This window comes from Streptomyces sp. NBC_00483 (assembly GCF_036013745.1).
Taxonomy (GTDB): domain Bacteria; phylum Actinomycetota; class Actinomycetes; order Streptomycetales; family Streptomycetaceae; genus Streptomyces.
In genome coordinates, this window is sequence record NZ_CP107880.1 from 9,326,440 (window position 1) to 9,341,887 (window position 15,448).

Annotated in this window: 11 protein-coding genes; 5 read left to right on the forward strand and 6 right to left on the reverse strand. The window is 70.7% G+C overall.

What is annotated here, in order from left to right; genetic code table 11:
* Positions 1–22: 22 nt before the first annotated feature.
* Entirely contained in the window at positions 23–1,012 is a 990-nt protein-coding gene (locus tag OHA73_RS41740) for an SDR family NAD(P)-dependent oxidoreductase (protein WP_327657914.1), read from the reverse strand.
* 152 nt (positions 1,013–1,164) lie between these two features.
* On the opposite strand from OHA73_RS41740, the gene OHA73_RS41745 reads away from it, so the two are divergent.
* Positions 1,165–1,755 (forward strand): TetR/AcrR family transcriptional regulator, encoded by a 591-nt coding sequence (locus tag OHA73_RS41745; protein WP_266724200.1) that lies wholly within the window; start codon positions 1,165–1,167, stop codon positions 1,753–1,755.
* Between the two features lie 164 nt (positions 1,756–1,919).
* A complete protein-coding gene (locus OHA73_RS41750) occupies positions 1,920–2,537 on the forward strand; it encodes a hypothetical protein (RefSeq protein WP_327657915.1) in 618 nt (205 codons plus the stop codon).
* A gap of 104 nt (positions 2,538–2,641) precedes the next feature.
* Here OHA73_RS41750 and OHA73_RS41755 read toward each other — a convergent pair whose 3' ends face one another.
* Complete coding sequence (locus tag OHA73_RS41755; protein WP_327657916.1) at positions 2,642–3,097, reverse strand: STAS domain-containing protein; 456 nt, start codon at positions 3,095–3,097, stop codon at positions 2,642–2,644.
* Positions 3,098–3,322: 225 nt separating this feature from the next.
* On the opposite strand from OHA73_RS41755, the gene OHA73_RS41760 reads away from it, so the two are divergent.
* The gene (locus OHA73_RS41760) at positions 3,323–4,201 is read left to right on the forward strand and encodes a SigB/SigF/SigG family RNA polymerase sigma factor (protein ID WP_327657917.1); all 879 of its coding nucleotides are present in this window, start codon (positions 3,323–3,325) and stop codon (positions 4,199–4,201) included.
* Between the two features lie 23 nt (positions 4,202–4,224).
* Here the strand turns inward: OHA73_RS41760 and OHA73_RS41765 are convergent, their stop codons facing one another.
* Entirely contained in the window at positions 4,225–4,965 is a 741-nt protein-coding gene (locus OHA73_RS41765) for a GAF domain-containing protein (RefSeq protein WP_266724205.1), read from the reverse strand.
* A gap of 237 nt (positions 4,966–5,202) precedes the next feature.
* On the opposite strand from OHA73_RS41765, the gene OHA73_RS41770 reads away from it, so the two are divergent.
* A complete protein-coding gene (locus OHA73_RS41770) occupies positions 5,203–5,601 on the forward strand; it encodes a DUF3662 domain-containing protein (protein WP_327657918.1) in 399 nt (132 codons plus the stop codon).
* A 155-nt stretch (positions 5,602–5,756) separates the two neighbouring features.
* Positions 5,757–6,950 (forward strand): MFS transporter, encoded by a 1,194-nt coding sequence (locus OHA73_RS41775; protein ID WP_327657919.1) that lies wholly within the window; start codon positions 5,757–5,759, stop codon positions 6,948–6,950.
* Here OHA73_RS41775 and OHA73_RS41780 read toward each other — a convergent pair.
* Genes OHA73_RS41780 through OHA73_RS41790 form a run of 3 tightly spaced genes read right to left on the reverse strand, consistent with a single transcriptional unit; the run spans position 6,919 to position 15,424 of the window.
* Positions 6,919–8,247, reverse strand: a complete 1,329-nt coding sequence (locus OHA73_RS41780) for a hypothetical protein (RefSeq protein ID WP_327657920.1) — start codon at positions 8,245–8,247, stop codon at positions 6,919–6,921. The two genes, OHA73_RS41775 and OHA73_RS41780, sit on opposite strands and share 32 nt — an antisense overlap.
* Positions 8,244–13,358, reverse strand: a complete 5,115-nt coding sequence (locus OHA73_RS41785) for a hypothetical protein (protein WP_327657921.1) — start codon at positions 13,356–13,358, stop codon at positions 8,244–8,246. The genes OHA73_RS41780 and OHA73_RS41785 overlap by 4 nt, the downstream gene beginning before the upstream one ends.
* The gene (locus OHA73_RS41790; RefSeq protein WP_327657922.1) at positions 13,358–15,424 is read right to left on the reverse strand and encodes a CHAT domain-containing protein; all 2,067 of its coding nucleotides are present in this window, start codon (positions 15,422–15,424) and stop codon (positions 13,358–13,360) included. Before OHA73_RS41790 ends, OHA73_RS41785 begins: the two co-directional genes overlap by 1 nt.
* Between the last annotated feature and the right edge of the window lie 24 nt (positions 15,425–15,448).

Sequence of the window (15,448 nt, forward strand, 5' to 3'; positions counted from 1 at the left end):
ACCCCGACCGCGACCGGCCGGTTCACGCCTTCAGCATCCGCTCGCTCAGCTCCCACAGCCGCCGCGCGGATGCGGGGTCGAGGGAGTGGGACATGGCGTCGGCCGGGATGCTGTCGGCCGTCAACGGCCGCTCCTCGTCGTCCAGCGGCGCGATGTCGCTGTCCTTGAGGTAGACACCGCCGATGTTCGCGAGCGCCGGGTGCGCGGCGCCGAACACGATCGTCGCCGCGCCCTGCGCCGCGGTCTTCTTGCCGCGGACGGGGTCGATGATCGGTCGGCCCTGTTCGTCGATCAGCCCCTCGGCGCGCAGGGCCTCCTCGCCCGCCGCACTGTTCAGCGCGGTGCCGACGACGACGCCGGGGTGGGCGGAGTAGGCGCGGATGCCATCGGTGGCGTGGCGGTGGTCGAGTTCGACGCCGAACAGGACGTTGGCGCACTTCGACTGAGCGTACGCAAGGCCCGAACTGTAGTCGCCCGCCCCGAAGTTGACGTCGTCCCAGCGGATGCCGGACATGCGGTGGGCGCCGGAGCTCACGTTGATGACGCGGGCTCCGTGGGCGGCGCGCAGGGCGGGCAGCAGGTCGAGGGTGAGCTGGAAGTGGCCCAGGTGGTTGACGGCGAACTGCAGCTCGTAGCCGCGCCCTTCGACTTCGCGGGTCGCGGGGGCGGCCACGCCTGCGCAGTTGACGAGGATGTGCAGGGGGCGGCCCGTGGCGTTCCACCGGTCGGCGAAGGCGGTGACGGAGGCCGGGTCGGCCAGGTCCAGGCGCCCGGTGTCCACCTCTTTGATGCCGGCCGAGGCCAGTGCGTCCGCCGCGTGCTGCGGGTCGCGGGCGGCGACGGTGACAGAGGCGCCCCTGGCGGCGAGCGCGCGGGTGACCTCTCGTCCGATGCCGGCGTGGCCGCCGGTGACGACGGCGTACTTGCCGGTCAGGTCGACGTCGGCGAGGACGTCGTCAGCCGTCGACGCGGGCGTGAATCCGGAGCCGATGGGTCGCTGCTTGGTGGTCATGAGACATGTCCTCTCGCGGTGAGGCGTGTGTCGACCGTGATGTGGTCGCCGCCCACTTTCCGGAACGTTGCTCCGTTTAGCTTACGGAGCGCTGTTCCGTTTCTGCAAGCGCAGTAGGGTTCGCTGTGACGATCAGTCCTCGGGAGGAAAGCGTGGAAACCACGGAAGGCCAGGTCGGGGGAGCCGGCCGCGGCAAGCGGGCCGACGCGGCGCGCAATCAGGAGAAGCTGCTCGCCGCGGCCGCCCGAGTGTTCGTGACCTCTGGCGTCGACGCACCGGTGCGGCAGATCGCGGCCGAGGCCGGCGTCGGCATGGGCACGATCTACCGGCACTTCCCGACCCGTGCGGAGCTCGTGGTCGCGGTCTTCCGTCATCAGGTCGAGGAGTGCGCGGAGGCGGGCCCGCGGCTGCTGGCCGAGGCGGGGTCCCCGTTCGAGGCGCTGCGTGCGTGGGTCGACCTGTTCGTGGACTTCCTGGTCACCAAGCACGGCCTGGCCAACACGCTGGAGCCGGGCAACAGTGGTTTCGCCGCGCTGCACTCGTACTTCATCGATCGTCTGATGCCCGTCGCCGAGCGGCTGCTGGACGCCGCCGTCGAGGCCGGCGAGATCCGGTCCGGTGTGCGGCCCTACGAGCTCCTGCGCGGCATCGGCAACCTCTGCATCGGTCACGAGAGCGACACCGATTACGATCCGCGTCGGTTGATCGATCTGCTGCTGCGGGGGCTTCAGCAGCCGCGCTGAGTCGGTCTGCTGGGGGGCCGGCGGGGCCCGGCGTGGATGCTGCGGGATTACGCCGAGGTCGTCGCCGGGGGCGTTCGCTGGGGGGAGTGCCTTCGCTCGCCCGCAGGTGTGACCCGCAGGCGCGCCGCCCGCTCCGGGTGGCACCCGCAACGAACACTGGCGGCATGATTCTGCGCCTCACCTCCACGCGGCTCGTGCAGCGTGCCGCTCTGGTCGCCGCCACCGCGCTGACGACCGCCCTGTCCGCCGGGCTCGTCGCCGTTCCCACCGCGTCGGCCGCGTCGCCCGCCCACTGCGCCGGCTCCTGCGGCGGCCCGGCCGTCGTGGCCCCGCTGTCCCAGGAGCCGCCCGCCGTCGGCGCGTGTACGAGCCCGGAACCCGTGGTGTGCGAGATTCGCCGCTCCACGCCCGACGAGCGGGTGGAGCAGCGCGACATCCGTATGAGGTACCTCGACCTCATCGGCGACATGGACCACGTACGGTGCACGATGCGCGCCGAGGGGCGCAGCCCCGAGGAGATCGCCCGCCGGCTCGTCGACATGCGCAACGACGCCAAGGAGATCACCCGCGCCGGGATGACACCGGAGGAGGTCCGGGTCCTCGAAGCGCGCAACATGGTGAAGTACGGCAACCCTCTCGGCCCCACCGCCGACCAGCTCTACGCCAAGTACGACTCCTGGGGGAAGGTCGCCGACGCCGCCACCCGCACCAGCCGGGCCGTCGACGGCGAACTTGGGCTGGCGTACCTCCCCTGTCCCTGCGATGTGCCCGCCGCGGCCTGACCCCGTCGGGACCCGGTGGGCCGTGCGGTCAACTTCCTGTCGAGGCACGGTAATTGGTTCGCCCTGCGCTCAACTGCCCCCCAGGTCCCGGTGATTGACCCGCGTCACTGCCCCGCTTCGCCGTCCGCCGTGCAGGTTGCTGGTGGCTCGGCGGCGCCCTCGCCGTCGTGGGCGGGCGGTGGCCAGACGGGGCGGTGGTGTCGGGGCAGAACCTTCAGGGCCTGGCTCACGGTGGAGTGGGACGGCAGCAGTTCGTTGCTGGCGGTCTGGACGAGTAGATCGGACAGGCGGCGTCCGGGCCCGGCCAGCAGGAGCATCCCCTCGCGGCGCTGCAACAGCCAGCGGGCGGCGAGCAGGCAGTTGAGGCCGCGCGAGTCGCAGAACGTGAGTGCCGTGACGTCCAGCACCAGGTGCCGGTGCCCGGACAGCACAAGGGATCCGATCGCCCGGAGGAAGAACTGCTCGCAGTTCTGGTCGAGTTCTCCGCTCACGCGCAGCACGGCACAGTGCTCGCACCGCGCCAGCTCGGTGACGGACAGGCGACCGGCCTGCGTGGACATCGTGCCTCCTGCGAGTCGTACGGATACGACGCTGATTTCTTCGGTTGCCCCGGACCTTCCCGCGTACGCGCAGCAGTACATCAATCAGCGCAGTGTTTCCGTAGACCTGCGTCACATGTGTGACGGAGCGTCAAGTTGCAGGTGTGTAACGGGAGGTGGTGGGTAGGGGCCGTGGACGCCGCACTCCCGGCGGGGGAGTGCCTTCCGCACGAGGGAGCGACGAAGATGACCCAGGCCGCCGGTTCAGCGATCGAGCGCCCCGATTCGCCCGAACGACATACCACCGGTCTCGGGGGTGCGGCCCCGGCGGCCGACGCTCCGGGCCTTCCGTCACTGTCCGACACGGGGGGACTCACTGCGGCGGACATCCGCGAGCTGTCCAAGTCGCTGTTCGCCCGGCTGGGTGAACTCGAGGAGGGCACCCATGAGTACGCCTACGTACGGAACAATCTCGTCGAGCTCAACCTGAACCTCGTGCACTACGCCGCCCGGCGGCTGCGGACTCGGAGTGACAGCTACGAGGACGTCGTGCAGGTCGGCACCATCGGTCTGATCAAGGCCATCGACCGCTTCGACCTGTGCCGTGGAGTGGAGTTCACCAGCTTCGCCCTGCCCACCGTCATGGGCGAGATCAAGCGCTTCTTCCGCGACACCACGTGGGCCGTGCACGTTCCCCGCAGGTTGCAGGAGCTCAGCCACCACCTCGACCGGGCGAACACCCGCCTGGAGCAGGTCAACGGCCACGCGCCCACCGTCGCGGAACTCGCCGCCGACCTCGGCCTGGAGGAGGACGAGGTCGCCGAGGGGCTGACCGCCTCCGCCGGCTGTACCGCCGCCTCGCTCGACTGGTCGACCGACGCCGACGACACGCCGGCCGACCATATCGGCTGCCACGACCCGGAGTTGGCGAAGGCCGAGAACCTTCAGGCCCTCAAGCCCCTGATCGCCGCCCTCTCGGATCGGGAACGCACACTCCTCGCGATGCGGTTCGTCGACGAGATGACGCAGGCCGAGATCGGACGCGAACTGGGCGTCTCGCAGATGCAGGTCTCCCGCCTCCTCACACGTGTCCTGGACCGGCTGCGCGCGCGGCTCGGCGAGTAGGGCGCTCCACCGGGCGGGCCGCCTCAGGACGCGACGGCGGGGGCCCGCCGGTGCCCGCCCGGACGCGCCCCGGCGGGCTGTAGGACCAGGTCACAGGTGTCGAGCAAGGATTGCTTCCGACGTGTGCTGGCCGTCTGTAGCCACGCCAGAGCGTCACCGACGGGGCAGTCCTCGCGCTCGGCCACGTAACCGGCGGCCCGGTGGATCCGTTCCCAGCGGGCCGCGCGGGTGTCGGTGGCCCAGACCGGCTGGGGACCCGCGGGGTCCGCGTGCGCGGGGCGCCAGCGCAGCAGTTCCTCGCGTGCGACATCGGCGGCCCGTTCGGCCTCGGTGATGTGCGCCGCGGGCAGCTGGGTGGGCCGGGTGAAGTAGAGGCAGATCACCCCGACCGGCCGGAACTCGCGGTGCAGCGCCAGCGCCAGGACGTGTCGCACCCCGGGCAGATCGTCGGACCAGTCCGGCACGTGCGAGCGGTCGCCGTCGCCGCCGCGTACCTCGGGGACGAAGACGGTCCGTGCCTCCAACGCGGCACTGACCGAGGGCCCGTCGGCGTGCGCGAACTGGGCGGCTTCGGCCCGCAGAGCGCATTCGTCGCTGGCGTACAGCAACTGCCACTGTTCGAGGCAGGGGAACAGGGACATCGTCGCGTGCTGCGCACCCAGTGACCGGGTGAACGCCGTGCACAGCCGTATCGGCAGGGCACGCCGCCCCACGGCCGCCGCGAGCGACACATCATGAACGACCGACGGGCCATCTTCCAACATGCACATCACATCCCTTCCGGACGGGCTCGGCCCCTCCGGTGAGCTACCTCCGATCCGGCGGGACTTGCTCGCCGTGACGAAGCGGTGGGACTCCGTCTACCACCCGCACACCGCTCTCACGCATCCGATCTGCCCACACGCCCATCTCGTTCGGGCGGGCCCGTACTTGTGTGCGGGTGACGGTGATCGGCCACCCCATCGGACGAGTGTCCTGCTCCCTGCGAGGGGCAGCCGAACATGATGAGACTGGTCGAAGACGTGGAACGGACGATGGAGCGCTGGACGGACACGATGTGGGCCCGGCTGCTCCCGCCCCGGCGCAAGCGGGGCGAGGTGGTGTCGATACTCCGCCGGCACTGCGACGACCGGGCGCTGATCCTGGGACGCCGGCGCGTACTGGTCCCCAACGCCTTCGTCGTCGAACTGCCCCCACCGGTCCACCTCCAACTCGCCGCCCACAGCGGCGACGTGAGCCGCCACCTGGCCGTCCAGGTCCGCCGCCACGCCGCGGAGTCGGGATACACCTTCGCGGGCCCCGTCGCCGTCCACCTGGAACCCTCAACGAGCACCACCCTCGGCCGCTTCCGCGTCCACAGCCGCATCGCACCGATCCCGGCGCGCCGCCGGGGCGAGTGAGCGGGTCGTCGTGCAGAGGCGCATGGCAAGGATCTCCTGAGGGTTTCTGGCCGAACCCCGCCGTCCACGCGCACCATGTCACCAACCGCCCGTCGGCAAGGGGAGTTGGTGAAGGCGTGAGTCGTTATGGGCATGGTCGCGCGGAGAGGTGCCGGATGGGGGCCGGCGTCGCGCTGGCTGTCGTCGCGGTGAGCACGTTGTTGTCGATGAGTGTGTGGTTCTCCGCGTCGTTCGTGCTGCCGCAGTTGAAGGAGGAGTGGGGGCTGAGTCCGGGGTCCGGGGCGTTGTTGACTGTCGCCGTGCAACTCGGGTTCGTCGTGGGGGCGGTGTCGTCGGCGATGTCCGGGCTGGCCGACCGGGTGGCGAATCGTTTTCTGATGTGTGGTGGTGCGGTGGGTGCCGCGGCCGCCAATGGTGGGGTGCTGCTCGCAGACGGGCTGTGGTCGGCTGTTGTGCTGCGGCTGGTCACCGGGTTCTTCCTCGCGGCGGTGTATCCGCCCGCGCTCAAGGAGACCGCGACGTGGTTCCGCGCCGGGCGGGGCAAGGCGCTGGGAGTCATGATCGGCGCGCTCACCGTCGGCTCGGCGCTGCCCCATGCCGTGAACGCCGCGGGAGGCGTGGACTGGCATCTCGTCATCGCGGTGACATCCCTGATGGGCGCGTGCGGGGGCGTGCTCGTCCTTTCCCTGCGGTGGCCCGGTCCCTACCCGTTCCCGCGGCGCCGGGTCACCGTCGGGGGCGCCCTGCGGTCGCTGCGCAACCGCGATGTCGTGCTCGCCGACCTCGGGTACGTGGGGCACATGTGGGAGCTGTACGCGATGTGGGGCACGGTGGCGTCGCTGCTGGCGAGTGTGCCGGTGGTGGAGGGATCGGGGCGGACCGATGCGCTTGCCTCCACCATCGCCTTTGTGTGCATCGGAGTTGGCGCGTTCGGGTGCCTCCTGGGTGGAGTGCTCGGGGACCGGTGGGGGCGTGCCTCCGCGGCGCGCATCTGCCTCGTCTGTTCCGGTGGGGCCGCGCTGCTGCTCGCTGTTGGTGTCGATGCGATGCCGTCGGGCCTCGTCATCGCGGTGTGTGTCTTCTGGGGGTTCTGGGTGGTGGCCGACTCCGCCCAGTTCTCGGCGCTGGTCACCGAACGGGCCGACCCCGACTACGTAGGCGGGGCCCTGTCGTTGCAGCTTGCGCTCGGCTACTCGACCACCGCGGTCACGCTGTGGGGCGTGCCTGTGCTGGTCGAGCACACGTCGTGGCGGGTCGCGCTGCTGGTGCTCGTGGTGGGGCCCGTCGTGGGTGTGGTGGCCATGAGCCGGTCGATCGTCAGGGATCGGCGTGCGGCGGCGGTGGCTTGAGTTCGGTACCCGCTGACTGTGCCGTGCCCGTCGGATGTTCCGTATCCGCCGCGCGCAGTGCCAGTAGCAGCTGGCCCCCTGTCGCTGCTGCGGCCGTGCGCTTCTTGGCGCGTGGTCCCTCAGGCCGTAATGCGAGGGCCTCGGTAACCGCACGGGCGCCGACGCGGCGGGAGCGGTACTCGGCCGGGCAGGTCAGGAAAGCCAGTGCCGCCGCCGCGAACACACCGGGCACGACGGACAGGCCGGACGGGATTCCCGCAAGGAGACGGTCGGCATGCACCTGGGTGGCCGGCGCCGAGGGGAGCAGGTCCGGGAGGCGGCGGCAGGCGAATTGCGGGTAGCCGTCGTCGAGGAGGGCCGCTGCCACCTTCGTCGAGGAGGGATCGGGACCGTCCGCCAAGGCCTCGGCGATCGGCGCGGGCCATGTCTTCGGGCGCTCGTGACCGGCCAGGTCCAGGGCGGCGCAGCAGATCCGGAGGCGGGTGTCGAGGGGAGGGTGTGGCGACAACTCCGCTGCGTCACCTGCCGGTTCGGGTTCCATGAGCGTGCCCACGACGTCCGCGAGGACCGCGGGGTACGCCACCCCGCAGGCCAGGCTCGCGCACACGTCCGCGAACACCTCGCCGATCCACGCCTCGGGCAGTGACGTGCCCGCGAGCCGTGCGGCAAGAGTCTCGGTCAGGTCGAAGTCGTCCTCGATGTGATGGCCGACCTCATGCGTGATGGTGAGCACGGCGGGCACGTGCGAGCCGTAGTACCAGGGCACGTCGATCACCGGGAACGGCAGGCTGCGCACCAGTTGGACGCCCGCGCGCGTGTGCATGCCGCCGCGCGGCAACAGGTCGCGGTACTGGCCCCCGCGCCGGTGTGCACGCGGCGCCGGATCCCGGCTGAACGACACCAGTGGTGGTTCCTTGGGCCGCGTGTCCCCGGTCGCGAGCGCCGCATTCAGCGGGCCCTCGTAGCACGACCAGGCGAGTTCGTCCGCGGCGTCGAGGTAGCCGCGGTACTCGTCGAGCCTGCGCAGTGCGAACTTCGAGCGGAAGTAGTCCCAGACGTGGTGCAGGTCCAGGATCAGTACGGGCAGGCCAGCCGCGTCGGAACCGGTGGCCAGCTCGGCGCGCGCTGCCGCGATGCCCTCGTTCAACATCGCTTCCACCGAACGGAGTTGGCTGCGGTGCTTCTCCAGCGGTGTCTTCTTCAGCGGGGCCTTCCCGTCGAACGCGAGCCTGCGCCATGCGGCAAGTTCGTCGCCCAACCCGTCGAGCAGTGACTCCAGTTCTGCCGGCGGTGTCACGACTGGCCCATCGGGCAGCGCAGCAGCGCGGAGGACGCCGCGAACAACGCCGTCGCCCGGAGCGCGTCCGCGTTGGTCTCGAACGTGGTGCCCCGGTCCTCCGATCCCGTACCGGCCGCCGTGCGCATGCCGCGTACCGCGTGCGCCACCGAGGACTCCTCGGACAGCGCCTGGTAGAAGGCGATCACATGCTCCAGGCCCCCGTCGGGGAACAGCCCCGTGCACACGACCGCGGGGCAGTCGCCGAGCCGGAACAGCTGCGCCGCGAAGAGGTTGCGCAGCGCCAGTTGGACGTGGAGGTCCACCTCTGAACCGGGGCACGGCGGGTCGAGCACCACCAGCGGCGTGCGGCCCGGCTCGAAACCGGCCAGCCAGCGCGCCAGTTGACTCGGGAAGACGTCCGAGCCGAGCGCCTTGCTCTCCAGCCGGCGGGCATGGCCGGGCGGCGAGAACTCGAGATACGGCATGCCGTCGCGCTGCCGCAGCGGGGCGGCGATGTGCAGGACGTCGGTGCCGTCCGGAGGCGACATCAGACGGTCGGCGAGATCGGGCACCGAGTCCACCACGACCAGCTTGACCGGGAAGCGGCGCTGCTGCAGGTGGAGGCGCCGCTGCCAGTACGACAGAGGCACCACTCGCTCCTCCTGCTTCGTACTGAACACCAGGACCTTGCGGGGGCCCGGCTCGCGTGTCTCGTCCCGTTGCAGTGCGCGCCTGGTCTCCGGACTGACGAGCGGCCAACCCGCCGTCGGGCCCCCGGGCTGGATGCGGTGCAGTGCCTTGCGGGTCTCCGGGCCCACGAGGCCGTCCACGTCGAGGTTCACCCCGAGTCGCCGGTTCATGCGGAGCTGCAGCCAGCGCACATCGATGTGGCGGGCCGCGGCGGGCAGCGTGCGATACATCACCGGCTGCTCGTCGTCGTCCGCCGCGTCCAGCGCGTGCTGCAGCGTCATCTCCCAGGGCAGCGCGTGCGCCGTCGGATCGTCGGACTCGAGCCGGGCGAACCGCAGCCGGCGCAGCGTGGGCCTGCTCAGGGCGGCGCGCAGCAGCCACTCGTCGGCGTGCCAGGCCGCCAGCTTCGCCGGGTGCGGCGAGGCCTCGTCGTCCACCGGGTCGATGTCGGGGCGGCGGCGCAGCGCCAGCGTCCGTTCGCCCGGCCAGTCCTGGAAGAGGCGCAGGCCGTCCTGGCGGTCCGTATCGCGCATCACCGGCCAGCTCAGGCTGAGCAGGAGGTCCTCGATCCGCTCCGGCACGCCGTCGACCTGCACGCGCCGCGCGCACTCCGTCAGCGTCATCGGCAGACTGTGCTGGACGATGCCGGTGTGCGAGGCCAGCGCGACGGCCCGGTTGAACGCCTGCACCGCCGCGGTGCGGTCCGGTTCGATCCCGGCGAGCAGCACCAGCGCGGCGAGCGCGAGCCGGGCGTGCGGAACGCGCGGCGCGTCGCTCGGCACGGGCCGTGGCTGCTCCCACGGCACCCGGTGCAGCAGCCGCACGGCCAGCTTTCGGTGGCCGAGGCGCGCGGTGATGCGCGCGCACCGCCAGACGATGAGCCGGTTCCCGTCCGCCCCCTCGACGAGACTGACCACCGCCCGCTTCAACCGCGCGGGATCCTCGCCGCCGACCTGCGCGATCAGCAGCTTGGCCAGCGCCTGGTCGGGATTGTCGCCGTCGTCCGTCATCTCGTAGAAGGGGCGCAACAGCGGCCAGGGCACACGGTGTTCGAGCGCCGGGTTGTCTACGAGGTCGCGCAACGTGGCCAGGCGCGCCTGGGCGGGCCGCACCTCGCCCAGCGCCGTCGCCAGTTGCTGCAAATGCTCCCCGGGTTCCTGGTCCTCCGTCAGATCCGCGATGCGGCACAGCACTTGCAGGGGACGGACGAGCGCGGGCAGATCCCCGTACGGCACGGGCATGCCCTCGACGGACGTCACCCCGTGGGTGCGCCTCGCCCACTCGCGGGCGAGAAGGTGCAGTCGGAGCGCGAACTCCGGTTCCTGGCCCGGAGATTCCTTGGGTTCAAGGAGACGGTGGGCGGAGGTGAAGTCCATGCAGTCGCGCAACAGGAAGCGGGCGAACAGATAGTGGCACTCGGGTTCACCCGTCAGATAGCCGAGTTCGGACCACAGTCCTGCCGCACTCGTGAACCAGTCGTTGGCGTCGGAGAGTTCCTGGAGCTCGCCGAGGGCGACGCCGCGCAGTTGGGCGTTCTGGGCCAGGTGCCGGTAGCGCTCGGCGCCCTGCAATTGTCCCGCGGCGATGTCGGCCCGGTGGATCGCGGTGAGCGCCGGTTCCTCCCGGCCTAGCAGCAGCTGCGCCTTGGCCTGCAACCGCGCCTTGTCCGCCTGCTCCGACGGCGTGGTGACACGCGCCGCTTCGAGCACGCCGAGGGCCAGCTCCGCGCGTCGGCAGCGCAGCAGCAGCCCGGCCCGCTGGGCGACGGCCTGGAACGTGGGCTGCCCGGCCTCCTCAAGGAGTTCGGCGGCCTGCGCGTACAGCTCGATGGCCCGGCCCACGTCGCCCATCAGCCGACGCTGCGCCGCCTCCTCCGAGGCGGCGGTCGCCGCGACGCCCCGCTGGCCTATCTCCCGTGCGAAGGCGAGGACTTGGTGGTACGCCGCCGCCGTGTCCTCGGAGCGCAGCAGGCGCAGTTGTGCGGCGCGGATGCTCAGCGCCCACAGTCGTTCGAGCGAGGGGAGTTCCGCGCGGGCCAGCACGTGCTGGTCGAGCAGATGCACCGCGTCCCCCGCGCTCCCGCCGAGGCCCAGCATCGCGGCCCGTACGACGTCCTCGCGCACCGAGTGCGGCCGGTCCTGCGCGCTGATGCCGCCCTGCGCGAACAGCTCGTCGGCGCGCTTCAGATGCAGCTCGATCTCGGCCCACACATGGTCGTGTGCCACCGAAGGGGTGCCCTCCGCCATGGCCTCGCGGAACTGGGCGTAGGCGATGTTCAGATGGGCCTCCGCCATGAGGGAGAACGTGATGACGGTGCCGCCGCGCACCTGGCGGGGGACCTCGCGGTCCACGTACTCGTCCCCGAGGATCTCCTCGGCGAGACCGCGCAGTTGGTCGGTATTGCCGCCCGCCCAGGCGCGTTCCATCGCGCTGCGCCAACGCCGGGGTGCCCGCGGATCGCGCATCTGGAAGCGGTGGTAGAGGGACTCGCGCAGATACCAGGCCCAGTTCTCCGGATCGGCCTCTCCGGCGTCGGCGGCCCGCTGCTCGAAGCGCTGGGCGAAGTCCCGGTGCAACTCGGTGAAGACGTTCTTGTCGGAGATGAGGTCGCGCATCGGGCCGAGGACCACGCTGTGGAACACCACGGACTCCTCGTCGCCCGCGACCTCGCTGATCCAGGAGGAGCCGCCCGCGTACTGGAGCAGCTTCCCCCAGGCGTTGTTGAGCCGCTCCCGGTCCGGCGGCGGGACGGGCGGGAAGACCGCCCCCTCGCTGTGCAGTTGATGCGCGTCGGTCAGCGGATCGTCCGCCGACTCGGCGGGTCCGGCGGTCCTCCGCTTCTCCAGATGGGGCCGCAAAATGTCATGGACGTGCTCGCGGCGCAGCCGCCGGGGGATCACCCCGTACCGCACCAGCCACAGCACGACCGGGTCCTCGATGCGCCGCAGCACCCGCTTGACGAGGTAGCGGATGAGCGGGTCGCGCAGGCTGCCCAGCTCCTCCGCGGTGACCTCGGGGTTCTGGTCGGTGACGTCCGCGAAGAGCGCGAGATGGAACGGCATGCCGTCGCTGCGTCGCACGATGATCTCCCGCAGCTCCGAGTGCCGGACCTCGCGTATGTCGCGCAGATAGCGGTCCGCCTCGTCAGGGGTGAACTGCGCCACCTGTACGTTCTCGTAGTCGCCCAGCGAGGCGAGCGCCTGGCCGTGCCGGATGCTCAGATCGTGGCGGCCGGAGAGGATGAGCCGCAGCGCCGGGCAGGCGCGCACGGTCTCGCCGAGCAGCCGCAGCAGGCCGTCCGTGTGGGAGGCACTGCGCAGCACGACCTCTTCCAGTGTGTCCACCACGAGGAGCGCGGGCCGCTCCGTGCCGAAGCTCTTGTTGAACCGGGAGGTGAAGGCGTCGACGACCTCGCGCCCGATCCGGTTCTCGTCCTGCGAACGGATGCCGCGGGCCGCCTCGGCGGCGGACCGCGAGGTGGGGCGGCGCAGCAGGGAGCGGTAGGCGGCGTACTTGTCGAGACCGGTGAACACCCGCTGCGGCAGCCGCTGTTCGAGCTGCTCGGCCGCCTCCAGGAGCAGCAGCCAGGGCCAGTGCGCCGCGTTCAGCGGGTCGACGACGTCGAAGTCGATCCGGGCGCAGTTGATGTCCGCCTCCGCGGTGACAGCCTTTCGGGACACCAGCCAGCGCAGCTGCATGGTCTTGCCGGTGCCGCCCGTGCCGTGCATCTGCCAGACCCGCGGGCCCTGCGCGGACAGCAGCCTCCTGGCCCGCTCCCACAGCCCGTCCGGTTCGAGGAACTGGGCGCAGCGGGCATAGTCGGCGGCCCAGTAGGTGCGCGCCCGCAGATAGCCGGCGCGGTCCTCGGCCAGCTTGAGGAGCGGGCGCGGGGCGATCCCCGCCCGGTCCGGATCCGCCAGTACGTCGACGAGGTCCTGGCAGCGGGTGAAATCACGCTGGGTGTCGCTGGCGAGGAACAGCTCGTCGAAGAGTGCGGCGGCGCCTTCCGGATCGGCGAGCATCAGATGCCGCAACTGCTCGGCCGGTCGGCCCCGAGAACGCCAGTGTTCGCTCAACAGCCATTCGAGTTCGATGAGTTGCTTGGGGGACGGAGGGCTGTCGCTCTCCTCCAGCCAGGGGATCAGATACGCGGGGCGATCCGCATCCGGGACCTGATAACTCAGCCGGTGGCCGGGGACCTCCTCCACGGCGCCGCGCTCCAGCAGAGTGGTGAGGCCGGGCGGGGTGCCGCCCACGAAGTTCCGGATGACCGCGTACGCCTCCTCGTCGAAGAGCCGCGCGACGGCTGCGGCCTGGAGGGCGTCCGTCCACGGTGCGGGCAGCAGGGCGCGCCGGATGTCGTCCAGGGCCTCGCCCTGTCCCAGCCGGTCGGCGAGTTCGGTGAACGCGGCCGCGAGGCGCTCGTCCGAATCGGACATCAGCCCACCTCCCTCATGCCGCCCATGTCGAGCCATGTGTCCAGGACCCGCTGATACATCCCGACGTGGAAGGATTGCTGAGTGCCCTGCAGGCCGTTCATGCCGTCCAAGAGTGCCTCGAAGTCCTGGAAGCGCTGGCGCCGCAGGATCTGGTTCTCATGCCGCTGGCGCTCCCAGAATTCCCTGGCCAGCCGCTTGTAGTGGGGCTGTTGGAGGTTTGTCAGGACCACGGGTGAGCCCTCCATGAACTTCTGCAGATGCCGGAACCCGGGCCAGCTGTGGGGAGCCACGGTCAGAATGCGCAGCGGGAAGTCGCTGTCGGCGTCTTGTACGGGGCCCAGCAGTAACGGCAGGAGGGCGTCGCTGAAATCGGACTCGCTGATCCTCTGTACGCTGTCGATGGCCAGCAGATGGGGGCGGCGACGGGCCACGGCCCGGCTCCGCAGGGTGTTCAGGAAGGCACTGAAGATCTCGGCCCTGCGGGCCTCGGCATGCCGGTCGGCATCCACCTTGAAGGAGTGGCCGAGGTCGAATGCGGGCGACGGCATCCCCTCGGCCCAGCGCTGGCCGCCCTGGGCGGCGAGATTGAGCACCTGGTTGAACCTGGCAAACTCCGTGACGTGCATGGCGTTGGGCTGATGCTTGTCGTCCGTGCACGCCTCGCGCAGCGCCCGCAGTACGGCCAGCCAGTCCAGGGTCACCGGCTCGTCGCCATGGCCCTGGCCCGCGTAGTCGGCGAGGTCGGCGTAGGTGATGTCCTCGCCGCGCAGCATGCAGGTGAGCAGGCACCACTTGGCGAGCCAGGTCTTGCCGGACTTCTGCTGTGCGGAGGTGATGGCGAGGAGACGGTCCGGCGGGTCCGTGCTCTCGGGCGGTTCCCACCAGCCGGTACGGCGTTCCTTGGCCTGCCCCACGAACATCGCGAGCTCGGCGAACGGCCAGCTCTTGTTCAACCGGGTCAGTTCGGGTTCCGGGTGGCCGAACTTCATCCGCACCACGTCGCGTGGATCCTCAACGCCGCACTGGAGGACCGGCAACGCCCACGAGGGGCCGTTCGAGTCGTCTATGTGCAGATGGTTGCGGGCCGCGGTGACTGCCGCGTCGATCGGCTGGGCGTCGGCCAGCGCCTGGTACAGCGAATGGGAGAACTCGGCGGCGGCCGGCGAGTCGATGTCGGCCTGCATGGCCACTACCGCCAAGGAGCCCCGATCCAGACATGTCTCGATCAGATCCGCGAACTCGGCTGCCGGCGCGTGTGCCTGTCGGCAGGCGTTGAGCACCACGAGCCGAGGCTTCCAGGAGGCATAGAGGTGATCCATCTGTTCCGGACCGAGCGTCCAGCTCTCCTCTGGCGCTTCCCAGCCCGGGTCCGGGGAGCCGATCGCGGGCTGCGCGGCATTGAAGTGGAGCCCTCCCGTGTCCCCGGCGACCGCGCGCATGCCGTGGCCGATGAAGTGCAGTACATGCGGGCGGACATGGGTCACTTCGGCGATCAGTTCACGCAGGTTCGGGCCGTCGATCACCTCGGTGTGCACCCGGCCGGGCAGCTGTGTGAGAGCCGCTCCGATCAGCGCCAGCTCCTGGTCGGCGAGGAGGCGGCGGTCGCGCGGATTGCACACCACCAGCAGTACTCGCAGGGGCCCCCTCTCCGGAGGGGTCTCCGCAGAGGTCCCGACGCGCCGCCCGCGACGCAGCAGTACAAGGTTGTTGCGCGACCACGCCTGCCGCCTGTCGCGCATCAACTCCCAGGGCAGTTGGGCGAGTGTCGGAGACTCGATGTCCACCCTGACGTGCAGCGGGTCCTGCTCGGATGCCCCTTCCTGCAGCTCCGCCCAGCGACCGGCGGGCGCCGCGTCGAACACCGCTCGGTACAGGCGCAGTCCGATGTCGGTCCGCTGCTGCGGGGGAGCCCCGGATTCGAGTGCCGCGGTGAACGGCGAGGCCTTGTCGCCGGTCTGGTCGTGTGCGACCGCGACCAGCTCGTCGCCCAGCATCCACTCGAACTCATGGGTGTTCGTGTGTAGTTGAACCCGGTCATCAGTGATGCGAATAACTGCGTCGGTCATTGCCGGCCCCCCGAAAGTCCTGCC

What these genes read in the sequence shown, in the direction of transcription:
- OHA73_RS41790 (WP_327657922.1), bottom strand. Translation starts at nt 15,424, where the DNA reads ATGACCGACGCAGTTATTCGCATCACTGATGACCGGGTTCAACTACAC.
- OHA73_RS41770 (WP_327657918.1), top strand. Translation starts at nt 5,203, where the DNA reads ATGATGAGACTGGTCGAAGACGTGGAACGGACGATGGAGCGCTGGACG.
- OHA73_RS41765 (WP_266724205.1), bottom strand. Translation starts at nt 4,965, where the DNA reads ATGTTGGAAGATGGCCCGTCGGTCGTTCATGATGTGTCGCTCGCGGCG.
- OHA73_RS41775 (WP_327657919.1), top strand. Translation starts at nt 5,757, where the DNA reads ATGGGGGCCGGCGTCGCGCTGGCTGTCGTCGCGGTGAGCACGTTGTTG.
- OHA73_RS41740 (WP_327657914.1), bottom strand. Translation starts at nt 1,012, where the DNA reads ATGACCACCAAGCAGCGACCCATCGGCTCCGGATTCACGCCCGCGTCG.
- OHA73_RS41785 (WP_327657921.1), bottom strand. Translation starts at nt 13,358, where the DNA reads ATGTCCGATTCGGACGAGCGCCTCGCGGCCGCGTTCACCGAACTCGCC.
- OHA73_RS41760 (WP_327657917.1), top strand. Translation starts at nt 3,323, where the DNA reads ATGACCCAGGCCGCCGGTTCAGCGATCGAGCGCCCCGATTCGCCCGAA.
- OHA73_RS41755 (WP_327657916.1), bottom strand. Translation starts at nt 3,097, where the DNA reads ATGTCCACGCAGGCCGGTCGCCTGTCCGTCACCGAGCTGGCGCGGTGC.
- OHA73_RS41750 (WP_327657915.1), top strand. Translation starts at nt 1,920, where the DNA reads ATGATTCTGCGCCTCACCTCCACGCGGCTCGTGCAGCGTGCCGCTCTG.